Consider the following 17,901-nt stretch of genomic DNA (forward strand, 5'->3'; position numbering starts at 1 on the left):
CAAGTCAGATAAGCGCAGCGTCACCCGGCAACTATTACTCGAACTCCGGCGCTTCTAAATCCGCAAAACCGCCTTTAGCTTCCCAGCCCGCCAGACGTTGATACACCGTTTCCACCGCCGCTTTTATCGCGTCGGTCATCGGGTAGTAAAAGCCGACAATATCAGGCTGAATGCCGAGGAAAATCACCTCGCCAACATCTTCTTTAATCTGATCGATTAAATAGTTAAGCGGCATGTTGTGGGTGGTCATCATAAACATTTCAGCGATATCGTCCGGGTCGATGACACGGATTTCGCCTGGGTTCAGTCCCATATCTGTGGCATCAACCAGCAGCAATCTTTCCGGGCGCAATTCGCGAATTGCCACCACATCATTTTCAGGAGCGGTGCCGCCGTCAATAACAATCCAGTCGCCTTGTGGGGCGGCCTGGCATTTCTCGGCAAGTAGCGGGCCTGCGCCATCGTCACCCATCATGCTGTTGCCGACACACAGTAAAACGTTAGTCATAGCGTCTCCGTACCATCAAATAAATGGCGGGTTCTTGTTGAATAGCTTGCAGCATATCGAGCAATTCCTGGCTCCACTCTTGCTGCTGCTCAGTTTGCGTGGGTTTGGCGGCATCAAACGCTTTCGCCAGCAAAACCACGTGGCTTTGGTCGATAACGATTTCACCGTAACGCGGCACACCTTCCATTTTGCGCCGCGCTTCGCTGCCCTCTTCAAGCGTGGAAATCCACGCTTTGTAAGGCTCATACGAGCAAACCAGGTTCTCTTTCAGGCAGTCGATAACGCCGAGGTGGTGGCCGATTGCCAGGCTGTAATAAACCACCTGCTGCGCATCACTCGGTGTGTTGTCGTTTTCATCGACAAACTTACGGCTAAGCTGGCAAAACACCACCGACTCGCTCATTACACGCGCTCCTGCTTAACCAGATCTTCCAGATGCGTGACGATTTCAGTCAGACGCGGATCGTTCTCGTGCGCCAGCCACTGCTGAACGCTGCCGCCACCGGCGGTGAGGTTTTCCATATAGCTGTCAGCAATCTGGCGGCCATAGCGATAACCCGCAAGGCTGCGTGCGGCACGGTCGATACGAACACGCAATGGCTGAACCATATCCGGGTGCAGAATTTGCGCCGGTTGTGCATCCATTTCACTGGCTTCACGCGCGTGGATTTTTTGCTCCAGCAGACCAAGCGCCATCGCAAAACCATACAGCGTTGCCGCAGGCGTTGGAGGGCAACCCGGAATATAGACATCCACCGGAACGATTTTGTCGGTGCCGCCCCAGACGCAATACAGGTCGTGGAAGATACCGCCGCTGTTACCGCACGCGCCGTAGGAGATGCAAATTTTAGGGTCCGGCGCTGATTCCCAGGCACGTAGCGCGGGGGAACGCATGGCGCGAGTCACAGCGCCGGTAAACAGTAAAATATCCGCGTGACGAGGAGATGGAACAACTTTAATCCCGAAGCGTTCTGCATCGAAAAGTGGCGAAAGGGTAGCAAAAATTTCAATTTCGCAGCCGTTGCAACCGCCACAGTCAACGCGATAAACATACGCGGAACGCTTAATTTTTTTGAGCAGTGAGGCTTTCATGCTGGCGATGGATTCATCCACCGTCATTGGTACTGGCATGCCTTTATCGTCACGTGGACCGAGTAACATACTCATGAGCGCACCTCTCTTATCTGGCGGCTAAGATCGATTTGGTCGGAAGAGACCAGGCTTTGCTGGCGTTTGCATTCCGGGCAAGTTTCAAACGAGGCGCGATGCGCTTCGGCAAGCTTGTCGCCATTGTGCTCAAGCAAGGCAATCGCGTAATCAATCTCTTTTTGTACCGCGAAAGGCTTGCTGCACTGGCGGCAGTTGCACAAGTCAAAACGCGCCTGTTGCAGGAAGTCGGCTTTGTTCCAGACGGCCAGTTCATATTCCTGAGAAAGCTTGATGGCAGCCGTTGGGCAAACTTCTTCACAGCGTGCGCAGAAAATGCAGCGCCCAAGGTTGAAGGTCCACGCCAGTTGCCCCGCCACGAGGTCGGTTTCCACCGTTAATGCGTTCGATGGGCAGGCGTTAACACACGCCGCACAGCCGATACATTGCTGTGGATTATGTTCCGGTTTACCACGGAAGTTCGGATCCACGGCTATCGGTTGTAGCGGGTACGACTCAGTGGCCACGCCGCCTTTAATGGCTTTTTTGATGAAGTTAAACATGGTGACTCCAGCTTATTTCAGCGGCGAATTGGTGCGCTCAATGCTGTAGCGCTCAAGCTCTTTGTACGGCACCACTTTGGTCTTGCGCTTACGCACATCGACAATCGTCATGCGGTCGGTACATGAGTAGCAAGGATCCAGGCTGCCGATGATCAATGGCGCATCAGAAACGGTGTTACCGCGCAGCATGTAACGCAGTGTTGGCCAGTTGGCATACGTTGCCGCACGGCAGCGCCAGCGATACAACTTCTGGTTATCGCCAGTCATTGACCAGTGAATATCGTCACCGCGTGGTGCTTCGGAGAAGCCAAGGGCGAAGCGGTTTGGAATGTAGGTGAAACCATCTACAGCCAGTGGGCCGCCAGGCAGGTTATCGAGACCGAAATCAATCATGTTCAACGCGGTATAGACTTCGTTGATACGCACTTTCAGGCGTGAAAGCACGTCGCAGCCTGTTTCACTATGAACTTCCATTGGCAGCAAACCGTAACCAACGAACGGGTGATCGGCGCGGGTATCACGAGCGTGACCGCTGGCGCGAACCATTGGGCCGACGTTACTGAAATCGCGAGCGATTTGCGGGTCAAGGCGGCCAATGCCGACAGTGCGCTGTTCGATGTTTGGCGTGGTCATCAGAATATCGACCAGATCTTTCACTTCGCGACGCATCTGTTGGGCAAGCTGGCGCGTCTGGATCATGTCATCTTTCAACAGATCGCGACGAATCCCGCCGATCAGGTTCAGGCCGTAAGTCTTACGTGCGCCGGTGAGGATTTCTGCCATTTTCATGGACATCTCACGCACGCGGAAGAACTGCATAAAGCCTGAGTCGAAGCCAACAAAGTGACAAGCCAGGCCGAGGTTCAGCAGGTGGCTGTGCAGGCGTTCAACTTCCAGCAAGATGGCGCGGATCATCTGGGCGCGTTCTGGCACCACGATACCCATCGCGTTCTCAACTGAGGTGGTGTACGCGGTGCTGTGGGCGAAGCCGCAGATGCCACATACGCGGTCAGACAAGAAGGTGACTTCGTTGTAACCCATGCGGGTTTCAGCCAGTTTTTCCATGCCACGGTGGACGTAGAACAGGCGGTAATCGGCGTCGATAATGTTTTCGCCATCAACGAACAGACGGAAGTGACCTGGTTCATCGCTGGTTACGTGCAGTGGGCCAATCGGCACCACGTTGTTCTTCTTGCTGCCCAACTCATTGATGAACTGGTAAGTTTCCTGATCGCTGGTTGGTGCCGGGCGCTGACGGTAATCCATGCTGTCTTTACGCAGTGGATACAGGTCATCTGGCCAATCATCTGGCAGCACTAAACGGCGCTCATCCGGCAGGCCAACAGGTTGCAGGCCGTACATATCACGCACTTCACGCTCGCCCCAAACCGCAGCAGGAACGCGTGGTGTAACGGATGGGAACTCTGGTTTGTCAGCGTCGACTTCTACGCGCACGGTGATCCAGCATTTCACGCCGGTTTCCATCGAAAGCACGTAATACACCGCATAATTGCCGCACAACTGGCGTTCGTCGTTACCGAACAATACGGATAACCAACCGCCTTGCTGGTAGTAAAGCCACTCCACCACTTCTGGCAGCATGTTGAGCTTCACGGTGACGGTGATTTGGTCTTTGGTTTGCCACGCTTCGTCGATCACCGCATGAGGAAATTGCTTATGCAAAGCGGCGAGATAATGTTGGCCAATCTTTTCTTCAGACATAGATAAATTCTCTTAAATCACGCCGCCAGCAAGGAGACGAAGGCTAAAAAGGCAAAGCCAAAACCGGCCCAGGTAACTGTTGAGGCTTCCAGCATGCGTAAACGCGCCATACTGTTTTCAAACAGTGCGATAATCAGCACGCCAGCAACCAGTTTTACTGCCGCCAGAACCAGCGCAATCACGAGGCCGCCCCAGCTAAATTCGCTCATCTGGCCCCATGGCAGGAACACGCCAACAAACATCTGCAGCACGACCAATTGCTTGAGGGAAATCCCCCATTTCAGCACCGCAAAACCTGCGCCGCTGTACTCGGTCAGCGGGCCTTCCTGCAACTCTTGCTCAGCTTCTGCGAGGTCGAACGGCAGCTTGCCCATTTCGATAAACGTGGCGAAGGCACAAGCAGCGAGTGCCAGAATCAGCGTCAAACTCTGCGCGGCAGGCCAGTGGTAGATGGTGGAGGCGATATTGCTGATGTGAGTACTGCCAGCAACTTGTGCCGCAACCCACAGCCCCAGAATCAGGATTGGCTCAACCAGCACACCAAGCATCGCTTCACGGCTGGCACCAATGCCGGTAAACGGGCTACCGGTATCCAGTCCTGCAATCGCAAAGAAGAAACGGGCAATCGCGAATAGGTAGATGAGAGTTATCAAATCGCCCAGCGACGGCAGCGGTGACCAGAGGGTCACAACCGGCAGCGCGGTGGCAATCGTCAGCATGACGCCAACCATCACAAACGGCATCATGCGGAACACCCAACCGGACGCGGCCGGGGCCACGCTCTGGCGGCTGAACAATTTGAACAGGTCACGATATTCCTGCATCACGCCCGGCCCACGGCGGTTGTGCATGCGGGCGCGAGTGACGCGGGTAATACCGGACAGCAGTGGCGCGACGGCAAACAGAACCAGCGCCTGAATCAACGAAAAGAAAATGGTATTCATCTCAGGCTCCTTAAGCGCAAACCGCAACCAGCAACACGGCCAGTTCGATCATCGCCAGGCGACGGAACGTACCGGCAAGGCAATCACACTGCCAGCCAGGTACCCATTTCACCGGGTTCAGGGTTTTGCGCAGTTTCAGCAGTGGCGCGAACGCCGCTTTAACTGGCTGAGCAAAGCCACCCGCAGTAATCACCATCGCTTGTTCGTGGTCGTAGCCACAAACCCAGGCCGTGCCGCGTGTACGGTTTGGCAGACGATCGCCACGGAAAATCACCATCAGAATGAATGGCAGCAGTGGGCTGGCAATCAGCAGCAGGGTGATCATCGGTTGTGAAACGGTGGTGTTTGCGGTTTCCAGCGGCAGTGGAATTGCGTTTTGCAACAGCGGAATCAGCCACGGAGCGGCAACACCGGCAATCACACAACATGCTGCAAGCGCCGCCACACTCAGGTTCATCAGGAACGGTGCAGACGTCGCGTTTTCAGCTTCTGGTGTGCGTGGTGCGCCAAGGAAGGTGACGCCATAGACTTTCGCCATACACATCACTGCCAGTGCGCCAGTAATCGCCAGGCCTACAGCCAGCATTGGGCCTAAGAAACGTGCGATAAACAGCGGCAAGGTACCGAGATGGAAGAACGACTGATAAATCACCCACTCGCCGGCAAAGCCATTAAGCGGAGGCAGTGCGGCCATCGCCATTAAACCAACCAGCATCGCGATGGAAATCAGCGGCATACGCTTGCCGATACCACCGAGTTTTTCGATGTCGCGATGACCAGTACGGAACCACACCGCGCCTGCGCCAAGGAACAACGTGGTTTTGAATACGCTATGGTTGAACAGGTGATACAGGCCACCAATCATGCCGAGCGCAACCAGCGTGGATTCATTCAGTGCAAGACCCATCATGCCGCAGCCCAGGCCGAGTAGAATAATGCCGATATTCTCAAGGGAGTGGTAAGCCAGCAGACGGTTGATATTGTGTTCCATCAGCGCATACAGGCCGCCAATAAACGCAGTAATCATCCCCAGAATGACGACCAGAACACCCCACCACAGCGGCATAGTGTTGCTGATGAGCGAGAAGCTCATGATGCCGTACAGGCCAATTTTCAGCACAACGGCAGAGAATAATGCAGCAGCCGGAGCAGATGCATTGGCGTGTGCCTGAGGTACCCAACCATGAAGTGGGATAATGCCTGCCATCAAACCAAAACCAACCAGGCCCAGCAGCCAGACAACAGAGCTAATCGGCGCGCCGTTGGTCATCAGGTGCAATTCGGCGTAACTCAACGTGCCGTACTGGTTCCACAGCAACCAGCACGCAACCGCCAGCAGGACGGTGCCGAGACGGCCCAGCGCAAACCACAACTGCCCGGACTTCTGGCAGCCAGTCAGGAAGTAGCCGCTCAGTGCGACGATTTCTGCCAGCACAACTAACATGCCGATATTATCGGCCACCAGTGCTGCCACCGCTGCGGCCATCACCAGGTTTACCAACAAGCCATTAGCTTTAACGGCGTGATGACGATGCCAGTCGATATTAAACAGAGAGATAAACAGACCCGGCAGACCCAGCGTTACTAGCCAGATGCCGTTAAAGGCGTTGAGCTGTAGATGCAACTGCCAAACTTGCGCCATACCGCTAAACCCGGTTAACGCATCGAAACCGGCAATCAGTACCAGTACAGAGCTAATTGCGCCACCAAGCCCAGCAATAACGCCGCTCAGCGGTTTATTAAATGCCGTGATACCTGCCAGAATTGCACTTAGCAGAAAGCCCATCAGCGCCCAATGAATCAGGATAAAAGCACTCATTTTTTCACCTCTGGTTGGGTAAACAGAGTGAGATCGCCAAGCGTCGTGCCCAGAGTCAGTTCACGTTTAAGTTTGCTTGATTTGGCAATGTCATTGTTATCAACCACGCGCAGCGCTTTGGTTGGGCAGGTGCGTACGCACGCCGGACCATCTTCATCGAAACTGCACATGTCGCATTTCACCGCGATTGCGCGAATGCCAGGCACCCAGTCAATAAGCGTACTGACACGCGCAGGGGCCGGTGGCGCAGGTGGCGCTTTCGGGCTGTTAGCGTTTGCCGGGATATGAATAGGACGGCTGCCGGAGAATTCGATAGAGCCGAATGGGCAGGCGATAGCGCACAGTTTGCAACTTACGCACAGGCTTTCATTAAGCTGTACGGCCCCATCGATGCGGGTGATGGCATTAGCCGGGCAAACGCCCGCGCAAGGTGCATCTTCGCAGTGGTGGCACATTTGCGGCGCGGAATCATTAGCATCACGCATCACTTTCAGGCGCGGCATAGATTGCAGGCCATGCAGACGGTGCGTTTCAGAGCAAGCCGCCTCACAGGTGTGGCAACCCATGCAAAGTTTGGAGTCGGCGATAATAAAGCGATTCACCAGGTCTTCCTTAGAACACGTCATCAATTTTGACGAAACTGTGCCGACGGCTGTCGTTTCGACAGTTTTCGACACCCAACATGGCTATCAGGCCTGAGCGCTTTGTTGTAGCTGCCCCATCGATACCGGAGTATCGGTGTGAACGGCGCTGTACAAGCTTTCGTATACCGGGTGAATTTTTTCGAGGTAATGCTCGAGAACACTTTCACGGTTACGGTTGCTGATGCTGTTATCGATGCGGCCTTCGTCATCAAGGATTGCTTTGGCAATCAATACTCTATCTTCGCCATTACGCTTCTCAACGTAGTACTCGATGGTATGGCTGTTGAAGCCTTCGGCCAGGCGCACGTGAATGACGAAATGGTCAAATAAGAAGAAGCGCAGGGAATCATCAGGATTGCACCCTACGGCGTGATGCAGTTTTGCTTTAGAAAGGGTGATGCCCTGAATCAAGCTATTGCAGTAATGTTGCCATTGCGCGAGCAAGCGCTGGTGCTTGTCGGCAATGTATTCGGCTTTTTCGCTCAGTTCCCAAATGTTCATTATTAAATCACTCTGTTTTTGCTGTTGCGTCTACAGAGCACGTTTCGTGCCAATATTGTATTTTGTTGAAATTATTGGTTTTTGTATTAATAGGATACAAGTAGCCACAGGAATGACATGTCATTTCGTCATGTTTGACGGGGAGAATGTCGCCATGGGATATGCCAGCCTCGTTGTTTTCCGTTCACCCGAAAGTTATTCGTTCCCACATAGATCTGCGAACGGTGAACGTGCCAGGTGGCTCACGCCAGCCCCCTGGCGACCCCGGCGCCCGGTGATTAAATTGCCGCTGCGCGGTAAACCCCAGCTTATCCCCAACGTTCAGGGTCGTTCGCGACTCGTTCCAGACGATCGCTCTCTTTCGCTGCTCCCGGCAGCTCAACCCTGACTTATGGGTAACGCTGGGGCAATTTATACCGGGAACAAGGTCAAAACCGGCTCCGTGCTGTCTTTAGCTTTTGACGTTGACCTTGTGTTCCGGCTTCAATCGCGCCGTTTTTTACCCTTCAGTCGGGGTCACGTGGCCGGGAGCCACGTGAGTGAGCGATCGTCGGGAACGAATCGCGAACGACCCCGAATGTTGGGTGAAAAACGGTGTTTACCGCTTGCGGCGATTGATTTGCCGGACGCCTGGATTATCAAGGGGTTGGCGTAAACCCCTTGATACGTTCACCGTTCACAAATCCATGCGGGATCGAAAAACGTCCGGGTGAACGGAAAACCTCCATACCCTATATACCTCGTATGGGCATCGCCCCCAAATTCCTGGCATCATCCTTGCATTACCTCCAGCAGACATCCCCGGAGGCAATATGCACGAAATCACCCTCTGCCAACGCGCACTGGAACTCATCGAAGCTCAAGCCCGCCAGCACGGCGCCACCCGCGTTACTGGTGTTTGGCTTGAAGTAGGCGCTTTCTCATGCGTTGAGCAAAGCGCACTGGAGTTCTGTTTCGAATTAGTGTGCCGCGACACAGTAGCTGAAGGCTGCCAGCTTCATATTCACCAACAAGAAGCGGAGTGCTGGTGCTACGACTGCCAGCAACACATCACCTTGTTAACCCAGCTGGTACGGCGCTGCCCGTTGTGCGAAGGCAGCAATTTACGCGTAGTGGCAGACGATGGCGTGCAGATTAAGCGTCTGGAAGTGGAGGAGACGAATCATGTGTAGTACTTGTGGTTGTGCTGAAGGCAACTTGTATATAGAAGGCGACGAGCGCAACCCGCACTCAGGATTCCGTAGCGCACCTTTCGCGCCAGCTGCGCGCGCAACAATGCAAATCACCGGGGTGAAATTTGCCCCCACCGCCGATGAACAAGGCGACCTGCATTATGGCCACGGTGCCGCAGGCACCCACGCGCCGGGTATGACTCAGCGCCGTATGTTGGAAATCGAACTTAACGTGCTGGATAAAAATAACCAGCTCGCAGTGTATAACCGTGAACAGTTTGCGAAACAGCAACAGCTGGTCCTGAACCTGGTTTCAAGCCCGGGTTCCGGCAAAACCACATTGCTGACCGAAAGCCTGAAGCGCCTGCACGGCAATGTGCCTTGCGCCGTTATTGAAGGCGATCAGCAAACGGTGAACGATGCCGAGCGTATTCGTGCTACCGGCACGCCAGCCATTCAGGTGAATACCGGTAAAGGCTGCCATCTCGACGCGCAAATGATTCGTGATGCCATGCAGCGACTGCCGCTTGAGCGCAACGGCATTCTGTTTATCGAAAACGTCGGCAACCTGGTGTGCCCGGCGAGTTTTGACCTTGGCGAACGCCATAAAGTGGCGGTGCTTTCCGTGACCGAAGGTGAAGACAAACCGCTTAAGTATCCGCATATGTTTGCCGCCTCTTCATTAATGCTGCTTAACAAAATCGACCTGCTGCCGTATTTGCAGTTCGATGTTGAGAAGTGCCTCGACTACGCCCGCCAGGTGAATCCAAATATTGAAATCCTGTTGGTTTCTGCGACCAGCGGCGAAGGCATGGATGAGTGGCTTAATTGGCTGGAGACGCAACGATGTGTATAGGCATTCCGGGCCAGATTGTTGAAAAACTGCCAGACGGCAGCGCCAAAGTAGATGTGTGTGGTATCAAACGCGATGTAAACCTGATGCTGGTGGGCGATGCGCAAATCGGCCAGTGGGTGCTGGTTCATGTTGGTTTTGCGATGGCGATTATTGATGAAGCCGAAGCTCGCGACACCTTAGATGCCCTGCAAAACATGTTCGAAGTGGAACCCGATGTCGGCGGCCTGCTGTTTGGGGAAGAACGCGGATGATGCACTTCGTTGACGAATACCGTGCGCCGGAAAAAGTCATGCAGCTTATTGATGTGCTGCGTGAACGCGCCCCAAAACTGACTTACACCGCCGAGCGTCCTCTGCGCATTATGGAAGTCTGTGGCGGCCATACTCACGCTATCTTTAAGTTTGGCCTCGACCAGTTGCTGCCCGAAAACATTGAGTTTATCCACGGACCGGGTTGCCCGGTTTGCGTGCTACCGATGGGGCGCATTGATGCGTGTATTGAAATCGCCAGCCATCCGGAAGTGATTTTTTGCACTTTTGGCGATGCGATGCGTGTGCCGGGTAAAAACGGTTCGCTGATGCAGGCCAAAGCGCGTGGCGCAGATGTGCGCGTGGTTTACTCGCCAATGGACGCCCTGGCGATTGCGAGCCATGACCCAGATCGCAAAGTGGTATTTTTCGGCCTCGGTTTTGAAACAACGATGCCGACCACCGCGATTACGCTCAAACAAGCGAAAGCGCAGGGCATTAATAATTTTTACTTTTTCTGCCAGCATATTACGCTTATTCCAACGCTGCGTAGCTTGCTGGAGCAGCCGGATAACGGCATTGATGCCTTCCTGGCTCCCGGCCACGTCAGTATGGTGATTGGCACCGAAGCCTATGATTTTATTGCCACCGAGCATCAGCGCCCGCTGGTGGTTGCTGGATTTGAACCACTGGATTTGCTGCAAGGTGTGGTGATGCTGGTTGAGCAAAAAATCCATCAAAACAGCAAGGTGGAGAACCAATACAAACGTGTGGTGCCGGATGCTGGTAATAACCTTGCGCAGGAAGCTATTGCAGACGTATTTACCGTGCGTGGTGATGCTGAATGGCGTGGGCTAGGTACTATTAGCGATTCTGGCGTTCAACTGACTGACGAATATCGTCAGTTCGATGCGGAAGATCATTTCAAACCCGCACCGCAGCAGGTTTACGACGACCCGCTCGCCCGTTGTGGCGATGTGCTCACCGGGCGCTGCAAACCGCATCAATGCCCGATGTTTGGCAAAACCTGTAATCCACAAAATGCCTTTGGCGCACTGATGGTGTCATCTGAAGGGGCATGTGCTGCCTGGTATCAATATCGCAGCCAGGAGTGTGAAGCATGAAAACAATCGAATTGGCCCACGGCAGCGGCGGCCAGGCAATGCAAAAATTGGTAGCTGACTTGTTTATGCAGGCGTTTGATAATCCCTGGCTTGCTGAGCAAGAGGATCAGGCGCGTTTACCGCTGGCTGAACTCACCGCAAGCGGCGATCGCCTGGCATTTTCAACCGACAGCTATGTAATCGACCCGCTGTTTTTCCCCGGCGGCGATATAGGCAAGTTAGCCATTTGCGGTACGGCGAACGATGTAGCTGTCAGCGGTGCAACGCCACGCTGGTTATCCTGCGGGTTTATCCTTGAAGAAGGCTTGCCGCTTGAAACACTGGAGCGTGTGGTTACCAGTATGGCGGCTACCGCAAAAGCGGCGGGTATCGTGGTGGTTACCGGTGATACCAAAGTCGTGCAGCGTGGAGCGGCAGATAAGCTGTTTATCAATACGGCTGGGATTGGCGCCATTCCCGTAGGTTTGAACTGGGGTACGCAACAGATCGGCGTGAGTGATGTGCTGATTGTCAGCGGAACTCTGGGCGACCACGGAGCGACTATCCTAAATCTGCGAGAATCGCTGGGTCTGGAAGGTGCGCTAATCAGTGACTGTGCGGTGCTGGCACCTCTGATCGCGCCACTGCTCAATATTCCCGGGGTTAAAGCATTGCGTGACGCGACGCGCGGCGGCGTGAATGCTGTACTGCATGAGTTTGCAGCGTCGTGTGGTTGTGGAATGGAAGTGGCGGAAAGTCAGCTGCCATTGAAGCCGGCGGTGCGTGGTGTTTGTGAATTGCTTGGTCTCGATGCGCTTAATTTTGCCAATGAAGGTAAATTGGTTATCGCTGTAGAGCGTGAATCTGCTGAAGCGGTACTTACAGCACTGCGTGCTCACCCTTTAGGAAGGGACGCGGCAATTATTGGTGATGTTGTTGAACGTAAAGGTGTACGTGTCGCCGGGCTATATGGTGTAAAACGGACATTAGATTTGCCGCATTCAGAGCCGCTGCCACGCATTTGTTGACCTAAGCCAGGAGCGCTGTGTGCCGTCCTGGCTACACTAAAGCGTCTAGCGCCATTTATATGATAAATATATTCCCTACCCGGTAACTCACCGGGTCTATTTTTTGGATGAGCAAAATGCCATACACACCGATGAGTGATCTCGGGCAGCAGGGCCTATTTGATATTACGCGTACCCTGTTGCAGCAACCTGATCTCCCGGCACTTGCCAATTGCCTGACTCAATTGGCAAAACAAGGTGCGCTGGCGAACAGAGTGAATATTCTGCTTTATCATCCGCTACATCAGCGCGTGGCCTTCTATGGCATGGATAAACACGGCAAAGAACTGCATTACGAAGATGAAATGGTGCTGGCTAATGGGCCGGTGCGGCGTGTGCTTTCGCGCCCGGAAGCGTTGATTTGTACTCAGGAAGAGTTCAATGACACCTGGCCACAGGTGATGAACCTTGAACTGTATGCGCCCTTTGGTCGTTACTGTCTGTTGCCGCTTGCCGCAGAAGGGAAAATCTTTGGCGGCTGCGAGTTTATTCGCGACAACGATACTGCCTGGACAGATAAAGAACTCAACCGCATGCATACCCTGGCCCATGTTGTGGCCCTGGCTGCGGAACAAATCCAAAACCGTATCGACTCAAATCTAGGTTACCAACAACTGTGCCGCGAACGTGACGATTTCCGTATCCTGGTTGCAGTGACAAACGCGGTACTTTCTAAGCTCGATCTTGATGAACTTATAAGCGAGATCGCCAACGAGATTCACCACTATTTCTCGATAGACTCGATAAGTATCGTGCTACGCGGAAACCGCAAAGATCGCCTTACCGTCTATTCCACCCATTTCGTGAAAGAACAGTCGCCAATCCACGATCAGAGTGATGTCGCTTTAGGGGGGACACTTTCTGAACGGGTATTCAAAAGCGGTGAAATGCTGCTATTGAATCTGCATCACGGTGACCAACTCGCGCCATATGAGCGCATGTTGTTTGAAATGTGGGGTAACCAAATTCAGACGCTGTGTCTGCTGCCTCTCACTTTTGGCAATAACATTGTGGGTGTGTTGAAGCTGGCGCAATGTGAAGCGGGCGTCTTTACTCCGCAAAACCTCAAGCTTATGCGCCAGATTGCGGAACGTATTGCCATTGCAGTAGATAACGCGCTGGCGTATCAGGAAATCAATCGCCTGAAAGAAAACCTGGTCGATGAGAACCTCTATCTCACCGAGCAAATCAATAATGTCGCCAGTGATTTTGGTGAGATTATTGGCCGCAGCGACGTGATGTCGAATGTGCTTAAACAAGTCGAGATGGTAGCCAAAAGCGACAGTACGGTGCTGATCCTCGGCGAAACGGGTACCGGTAAAGAGCTGATTGCTCGCGCTATTCACAACCTGAGCGAACGCAACAGCCGTCGTATGGTGAAAATTAACTGTGCGGCGATGCCTGCCGGGTTGCTGGAAAGCGACTTGTTTGGTCATGAGCGCGGTGCATTTACCGGTGCAAATACTCAACGTATCGGGCGTTTTGAACTGGCAGATAAAAGCTCGCTGTTCCTTGATGAAGTTGGCGATATGCCGCTGGAGTTACAGCCTAAGCTGTTGCGTGTGCTACAGGAGCAGGAATTTGAACGCCTTGGCAGCAACAAAGTTCAGCAGGTCGATGTACGCCTGATTGCCGCCACCAACCGCAATCTGAAAGAGATGGTGAGTGAGCGTGAATTCCGAAGCGATCTCTATTATCGCCTGAACGTGTTCCCGATTATGTTGCCACCGCTCCGTGAGCGCCCGGAGGATATTCCGCTGTTGGTGAAATCTTTCACCTTCAAAATCGCCCATCGTATGAACCGTAATATTGACAGTATTCCAGCCGAAACCTTGCGCGCACTCAGCCGTATGGATTGGCCAGGTAATGTGCGTGAACTGGAAAATGTGATTGAACGAGCGGTTCTGTTAACTCGCGGCAATGTGTTGCATCTTTCCTTGCCTGAGATGGACTACCAGCAGCTGGAAGAAAAACCGATGCAGCTTGTCGCGAGCGAAGAAATCCGCGAAGGCGAAGATGAAGCGCAGAGAATTTTGCGTGTGCTGAAAGAAACCAATGGTGTGGTTGCCGGCGCACGTGGTGCGGCACAGCGATTGGGATTAAAACGCACGACGTTGCTTTCACGTATGAAACGTTTGGGGATTGATAAAGAGAAGATTTAGCCGGAAACTGGCTATATCCGTCCTACTTCAAATTGCGTCTTTGTTGGCCGCGCTCACTTGCCGCCGCGACGCAATTCGAATTATTTTGGGTATAAACCTACTTTTCTAACCTGGTAATGACGAATCATGGCACTGATCCCGAAAAACTATACGCGGCTGGAAAGCGGCTATCGTGAGAAAGCATTAAAAATCTACCCGTGGGTGTGCGGGCGTTGTTCACGTGAGTTTGTTTATTCAAACTTGCGCGAGCTGACGGTTCACCATATCGATCATGACCACACTAATAACCCGGAAGATGGCAGCAACTGGGAACTTCTGTGTCTGTATTGCCACGATCATGAGCACTCAAAATACACCGAAGCTGACCAATACGGCACAACCGTGGTCGCGGGCGAAGATGCACAGAAAGACGTGGGTGAAGCGACCTACAATCCGTTTGCAGATTTAAAGTCGATGCTTAATAAGAAGAAGTAGTTATCAGGTGGGCAAACATCACTGTGGCCCACCTTTTACATTTTTAATTCTCTGATTCTTCATCATCTACTATTTCCGCCAAGATCGTTGTCAGTCCCTCAGGGAATATCACCTCGTCAGTCTCTAGCAACTCTGATTGCGTCCACCATTTCTGCTGGCTTATCACCCGTTTTTCGTTTTCACTCCAACCCGCCTGTGAAAGCTCACTTTCAGAAGCATTGATGACATAAAAGCGCTCATCAGCCTGTACGGTTTCACCACTCGGTAGTTGCATCATGAATGTGCGTCGTGCAACAGATGGCCCGCACTCAAGCCTTACGAGGCCAGTTTCCTCGTGCAATTCGCGAATGGCTGCTTGTTCAAATGATTCTCCGGGTTCAAGGCCGCCTCCGGGCGTTGCCCAATAAACCTTTCCTTCCAGCGCATCATCACGATGAGAAAAACGAAATAATAGTACCGCACCGCTATTGTTGAGGATGAGCAAGCGAGAAGAAGGGCGAGTACGAATCTTCATTTTTTGTCCCGGCACTCCAGATCACCGCTAGAGATTTAAAGTTTCCATTATTATTAAGATATATTGATGGGCATAAAGAAAAAAACACAAAAAAAACCTGTATTAATTATTTGATGATTTTAAAAAAATAATATATGAGTAGCTCGGAAAGCAATTGGTAATAAAGTGGTTTTTTAAGGCTTTGTTTTATATAAACAATATAAAGTAACGATAAAAATAGTAACGTTACTAAACGTATTTCAGGCTAATACCTATCAGGAATTATGATTTTTGACCTGAAAATTTAGACGTAATATAATGGCGCTACTTTCGTATTTATCCTATGTTAATAAAATGTGTGGCTATCGTGCCAGTCCTACGCATTTAATGAATTTCTCTAATGTTTTGTGGAAATTTCTACATTCTCCATAGGGGCAACTTTGCTAAAAAGAAATAAGGTATTGCCATGAGTATCGAAGTTCTCATTATGTTCTTAACAGCGATGACTGCCCTCCTTATCGCTCGTCAGCTTGCCTTGAAGTGTGGTTTGGTTGACAAGCCCGGTGGGCGTAAGCAACACAAAGGAGAAATTCCGTTAGTCGGTGGGATATCATTCTACTGTGCCATAGTGGTTTTTTTCCTATTTTGGCCTGAAGTTCTACCGCACACAGAAACACATTTTATTCCCTACTTAATCAGTATCTCGCTACTGCTTTTCGTCGGTATTGCCGATGATCGTTTCGACTTGCCGGTGATACCTCGCGTGTTTATCCAGGCATTGTCTGCAGTTGTGATTATGGTTGATGGTTTATACCTTCATACACTCGGCCATGTGTTGGGTGGGTACGAACTCGTGCTCGGCCCAGTAGGTTACCTGGTGACGCTTTTCGCCACCTGGGCTGCAATCAACGCTTTTAATATGGTTGATGGTGTAGATGGCCTACTCGGCTCCGTTGCTAGTGCAACATTTGCGGCTTTGATGGTGGTCTTCCTACTGGCTGGTTCACATTTGCGTGCCATGTGGTGTTTATTGATGATTATTGCCTTAATCCCTTATTTAATGCTCAACATGGGGTTAATCGGTAATAAACGCTTCAAAGTATTCATGGGTGATGCTGGAAGTATGGTGATTGGTTTTACGATGCTCTGGCTGGTGATACTTGGAAGCCAGGGCGGCGAAGCTGTGATGGCTCCCGTTACGGCTCTGTGGGTAATAGCTCTGCCACTGATGGATATGGTGACTATCATGGTGCGTCGCATTCGCCGTGGACATAGCCCTTTCCGTCCTGACCGCGATCATTTACATCATATTTTAATGCGTAGTGGGTTAACGGCTCGCCAGACTGTGCTGGTTATGACTCTACTCACGGCAATTTTTGCTGGTTTCGGGATTGTGCTTTCCCAAATTGGTGTCGCGGAGTGGTTCTCTCTGGTCGTGTTCCTTGGCTTATTTACAGGTTATTTGGTGGTAAATAATAAGCTCCAAAAACGTAATCCAGATTTGAGAGCAAAAATTGGCCAGCAGTATAACGCTACTGCTAGTGCCGATATACCAACAGGTAACTGATAATTCAGCCTACTTCAAGTACAAAACCCACTCATTGTGGGTTTTGTACTTTTAGTCCTGGGAGCGGTCTTTATCAGCATTTACGCTCAATCCGAATTAATATGTATCTTACAGTAACGTCGCTTCCATGCTGCTGGTGTCAATCCCATCGCTTTACGAAACACTTTCCTGAAATACCCCACGTCCTGGAATCCGCAACATTCGGCAACTTCGCTAAGCGAGCAGGAGTCAGTAATCAGCATTTTCTCTGCACTTAGTACACGCTGGCGGTGAATGGCTTCGGTAATGGTTAACTGGAATGTCTGGCGATAAACACGGCCTAGATAATCCGCATTGCAATGTAACTTATCGGCGAGTGTGGAGGTGGAAATCGGCAGATGAAACTGCGTACGAATGAGCTGCTGTGCTTTGTACGCTAATGCAACTCCGCTGTTATCTGGCTGAGGGTTATCATTCGCGGCTACGGAAAGTTGTTGCATGATCAGCAATAAAATTAATTCCAGAGCACCGCTGCGGTTGATGGCTTCTTGCTCGCTTAAAAACTGGCGAAATAAAGAAATAACATATTGTGGGTTATGGACTTTCCCATGTTGTGGCAGGGAGATGAGCGAAGCGGGTAATTCTGTTTGTGATTCGTGCTGCGGATTAATTTCAAAGTGCAGCCAGTAGAATTTTAAATCCGCCGGGAAGGTTCCGACTCCGACGTGTTTTCTGTGAGGCCAAAGTAGCAGGCTTTCTCCCTCTTTTACGCTGAACAGCGTGTCATCCTCACGGATCGTAAGTGTCCCTTTTTCAACGAAAATCATTTCCCATGAGTCCAGTTTTCGCTGCGGGTGGTTACCCACGCCACGGGAAATAAACAAGCCACCGTTTTGCACGGAAATGGGTAAAGTAATTTTTAAATCAAGCAAT

The 17,901-nt window shown here is 51.8% G+C and carries 19 protein-coding genes; 8 read left to right on the forward strand and 11 right to left on the reverse strand.

The window, feature by feature from the left end:
- Positions 1 to 34: 34 nt before the first annotated feature.
- The 9 genes from hycI to hycA all read right to left on the reverse strand — a co-directional run bounded on the left by hycI (position 35) and on the right by hycA (position 7,847).
- Positions 35 to 508 (reverse strand): hydrogenase maturation peptidase HycI, encoded by a 474-nt coding sequence (gene hycI, locus AC0IXI_RS01065; RefSeq protein WP_064514580.1) that lies wholly within the window; start codon positions 506 to 508, stop codon positions 35 to 37.
- On the reverse strand, positions 501 to 911 hold the full coding sequence (locus AC0IXI_RS01070) for a formate hydrogenlyase maturation HycH family protein (RefSeq protein WP_064514579.1): 411 nt from the start codon (positions 909 to 911) through the stop codon (positions 501 to 503). The genes hycI and AC0IXI_RS01070 overlap by 8 nt, the downstream gene beginning before the upstream one ends.
- Positions 911 to 1,675: an NADH-quinone oxidoreductase subunit B family protein gene (locus tag AC0IXI_RS01075; protein ID WP_134185809.1), complete on the reverse strand. Its 765-nt coding sequence runs from the start codon at positions 1,673 to 1,675 to the stop codon at positions 911 to 913. Before AC0IXI_RS01075 ends, AC0IXI_RS01070 begins: the two co-directional genes overlap by 1 nt.
- The gene (locus AC0IXI_RS01080; RefSeq protein WP_471681822.1) at positions 1,672 to 2,217 is read right to left on the reverse strand and encodes a formate hydrogenlyase complex iron-sulfur subunit; all 546 of its coding nucleotides are present in this window, start codon (positions 2,215 to 2,217) and stop codon (positions 1,672 to 1,674) included. The genes AC0IXI_RS01075 and AC0IXI_RS01080 overlap by 4 nt, the downstream gene beginning before the upstream one ends.
- 12 nt (positions 2,218 to 2,229) lie before the next feature.
- Positions 2,230 to 3,939 (reverse strand): hydrogenase large subunit, encoded by a 1,710-nt coding sequence (locus AC0IXI_RS01085; RefSeq protein ID WP_064514573.1) that lies wholly within the window; start codon positions 3,937 to 3,939, stop codon positions 2,230 to 2,232.
- Between the two features lie 17 nt (positions 3,940 to 3,956).
- Positions 3,957 to 4,883, reverse strand: a complete 927-nt coding sequence (locus AC0IXI_RS01090; RefSeq protein ID WP_471681823.1) for a respiratory chain complex I subunit 1 family protein — start codon at positions 4,881 to 4,883, stop codon at positions 3,957 to 3,959.
- A gap of 10 nt (positions 4,884 to 4,893) precedes the next feature.
- Entirely contained in the window at positions 4,894 to 6,702 is a 1,809-nt protein-coding gene (gene hycC / locus AC0IXI_RS01095) for a formate hydrogenlyase subunit 3 (protein ID WP_471681824.1), read from the reverse strand.
- On the reverse strand, positions 6,699 to 7,304 hold the full coding sequence (locus tag AC0IXI_RS01100) for a 4Fe-4S dicluster domain-containing protein (RefSeq protein ID WP_064514567.1): 606 nt from the start codon (positions 7,302 to 7,304) through the stop codon (positions 6,699 to 6,701). Before AC0IXI_RS01100 ends, hycC begins: the two co-directional genes overlap by 4 nt.
- 87 nt (positions 7,305 to 7,391) lie before the next feature.
- The gene (gene hycA, locus AC0IXI_RS01105) at positions 7,392 to 7,847 is read right to left on the reverse strand and encodes a formate hydrogenlyase regulator HycA (protein WP_064514566.1); all 456 of its coding nucleotides are present in this window, start codon (positions 7,845 to 7,847) and stop codon (positions 7,392 to 7,394) included.
- An 812-nt stretch (positions 7,848 to 8,659) separates the two neighbouring features.
- Between hycA and hypA the strand changes: the two genes are divergently transcribed.
- The 7 genes from hypA (at position 8,660) to yajD (ending at position 14,929) form a co-directional block, all read left to right on the forward strand.
- Positions 8,660 to 9,019, forward strand: a complete 360-nt coding sequence (gene hypA / locus AC0IXI_RS01110) for a hydrogenase maturation nickel metallochaperone HypA (RefSeq protein ID WP_422569449.1) — start codon at positions 8,660 to 8,662, stop codon at positions 9,017 to 9,019.
- Positions 9,012 to 9,875, forward strand: a complete 864-nt coding sequence (hypB, locus tag AC0IXI_RS01115) for a hydrogenase nickel incorporation protein HypB (protein ID WP_064561277.1) — start codon at positions 9,012 to 9,014, stop codon at positions 9,873 to 9,875. The genes hypA and hypB overlap by 8 nt, the downstream gene beginning before the upstream one ends.
- Positions 9,866 to 10,126, forward strand: coding sequence for a HypC/HybG/HupF family hydrogenase formation chaperone (locus tag AC0IXI_RS01120; protein ID WP_034460456.1), 261 nt, complete (start codon positions 9,866 to 9,868; stop codon positions 10,124 to 10,126). Before hypB ends, AC0IXI_RS01120 begins: the two co-directional genes overlap by 10 nt.
- Entirely contained in the window at positions 10,126 to 11,247 is a 1,122-nt protein-coding gene (hypD, locus tag AC0IXI_RS01125) for a hydrogenase formation protein HypD (RefSeq protein ID WP_064514562.1), read from the forward strand. Before AC0IXI_RS01120 ends, hypD begins: the two co-directional genes overlap by 1 nt.
- Positions 11,244 to 12,254: a hydrogenase expression/formation protein HypE gene (hypE, locus tag AC0IXI_RS01130; protein WP_471681825.1), complete on the forward strand. Its 1,011-nt coding sequence runs from the start codon at positions 11,244 to 11,246 to the stop codon at positions 12,252 to 12,254. The genes hypD and hypE overlap by 4 nt, the downstream gene beginning before the upstream one ends.
- A gap of 116 nt (positions 12,255 to 12,370) precedes the next feature.
- Positions 12,371 to 14,455, forward strand: coding sequence for a formate hydrogenlyase transcriptional activator FlhA (flhA, locus tag AC0IXI_RS01135; protein WP_134186035.1), 2,085 nt, complete (start codon positions 12,371 to 12,373; stop codon positions 14,453 to 14,455).
- Positions 14,456 to 14,581: 126 nt separating this feature from the next.
- Entirely contained in the window at positions 14,582 to 14,929 is a 348-nt protein-coding gene (gene yajD, locus AC0IXI_RS01140) for an HNH nuclease YajD (RefSeq protein ID WP_034460453.1), read from the forward strand.
- Positions 14,930 to 14,972: 43 nt separating this feature from the next.
- On the opposite strand, the gene AC0IXI_RS01145 is transcribed toward yajD, so the two are convergent.
- On the reverse strand, positions 14,973 to 15,437 hold the full coding sequence (locus AC0IXI_RS01145; protein ID WP_064514558.1) for an NUDIX hydrolase: 465 nt from the start codon (positions 15,435 to 15,437) through the stop codon (positions 14,973 to 14,975).
- Between the two features lie 451 nt (positions 15,438 to 15,888).
- Between AC0IXI_RS01145 and wecA the strand changes: the two genes are divergently transcribed.
- Positions 15,889 to 16,989 (forward strand): UDP-N-acetylglucosamine--undecaprenyl-phosphate N-acetylglucosaminephosphotransferase, encoded by a 1,101-nt coding sequence (gene wecA, locus AC0IXI_RS01150; RefSeq protein ID WP_134185803.1) that lies wholly within the window; start codon positions 15,889 to 15,891, stop codon positions 16,987 to 16,989.
- 86 nt (positions 16,990 to 17,075) lie between these two features.
- On the opposite strand, the gene AC0IXI_RS01155 is transcribed toward wecA, so the two are convergent.
- A complete protein-coding gene (locus tag AC0IXI_RS01155; protein ID WP_134185801.1) occupies positions 17,076 to 17,900 on the reverse strand; it encodes an AraC family transcriptional regulator in 825 nt (274 codons plus the stop codon).
- Position 17,901 lies beyond the last annotated feature (1 nt).

It is taken from the genome of Buttiauxella sp. AC038 (genome assembly GCF_979253565.1).

What these genes read in the sequence shown, in the direction of transcription:
- hycI (WP_064514580.1), bottom strand. Translation starts at nt 508, where the DNA reads ATGACTAACGTTTTACTGTGTGTCGGCAACAGCATGATGGGTGACGAT.
- AC0IXI_RS01070 (WP_064514579.1), bottom strand. Translation starts at nt 911, where the DNA reads ATGAGCGAGTCGGTGGTGTTTTGCCAGCTTAGCCGTAAGTTTGTCGAT.
- AC0IXI_RS01075 (WP_134185809.1), bottom strand. Translation starts at nt 1,675, where the DNA reads ATGAGTATGTTACTCGGTCCACGTGACGATAAAGGCATGCCAGTACCA.
- AC0IXI_RS01080 (WP_471681822.1), bottom strand. Translation starts at nt 2,217, where the DNA reads ATGTTTAACTTCATCAAAAAAGCCATTAAAGGCGGCGTGGCCACTGAG.
- AC0IXI_RS01085 (WP_064514573.1), bottom strand. Translation starts at nt 3,939, where the DNA reads ATGTCTGAAGAAAAGATTGGCCAACATTATCTCGCCGCTTTGCATAAG.
- AC0IXI_RS01090 (WP_471681823.1), bottom strand. Translation starts at nt 4,883, where the DNA reads ATGAATACCATTTTCTTTTCGTTGATTCAGGCGCTGGTTCTGTTTGCC.
- hycC (WP_471681824.1), bottom strand. Translation starts at nt 6,702, where the DNA reads ATGAGTGCTTTTATCCTGATTCATTGGGCGCTGATGGGCTTTCTGCTA.
- hycA (WP_064514566.1), bottom strand. Translation starts at nt 7,847, where the DNA reads ATGAACATTTGGGAACTGAGCGAAAAAGCCGAATACATTGCCGACAAG.
- hypA (WP_422569449.1), top strand. Translation starts at nt 8,660, where the DNA reads ATGCACGAAATCACCCTCTGCCAACGCGCACTGGAACTCATCGAAGCT.
- hypB (WP_064561277.1), top strand. Translation starts at nt 9,012, where the DNA reads ATGTGTAGTACTTGTGGTTGTGCTGAAGGCAACTTGTATATAGAAGGC.
- AC0IXI_RS01120 (WP_034460456.1), top strand. Translation starts at nt 9,866, where the DNA reads ATGTGTATAGGCATTCCGGGCCAGATTGTTGAAAAACTGCCAGACGGC.
- hypD (WP_064514562.1), top strand. Translation starts at nt 10,126, where the DNA reads ATGCACTTCGTTGACGAATACCGTGCGCCGGAAAAAGTCATGCAGCTT.
- hypE (WP_471681825.1), top strand. Translation starts at nt 11,244, where the DNA reads ATGAAAACAATCGAATTGGCCCACGGCAGCGGCGGCCAGGCAATGCAA.
- flhA (WP_134186035.1), top strand. Translation starts at nt 12,371, where the DNA reads ATGCCATACACACCGATGAGTGATCTCGGGCAGCAGGGCCTATTTGAT.
- yajD (WP_034460453.1), top strand. Translation starts at nt 14,582, where the DNA reads ATGGCACTGATCCCGAAAAACTATACGCGGCTGGAAAGCGGCTATCGT.
- wecA (WP_134185803.1), top strand. Translation starts at nt 15,889, where the DNA reads ATGAGTATCGAAGTTCTCATTATGTTCTTAACAGCGATGACTGCCCTC.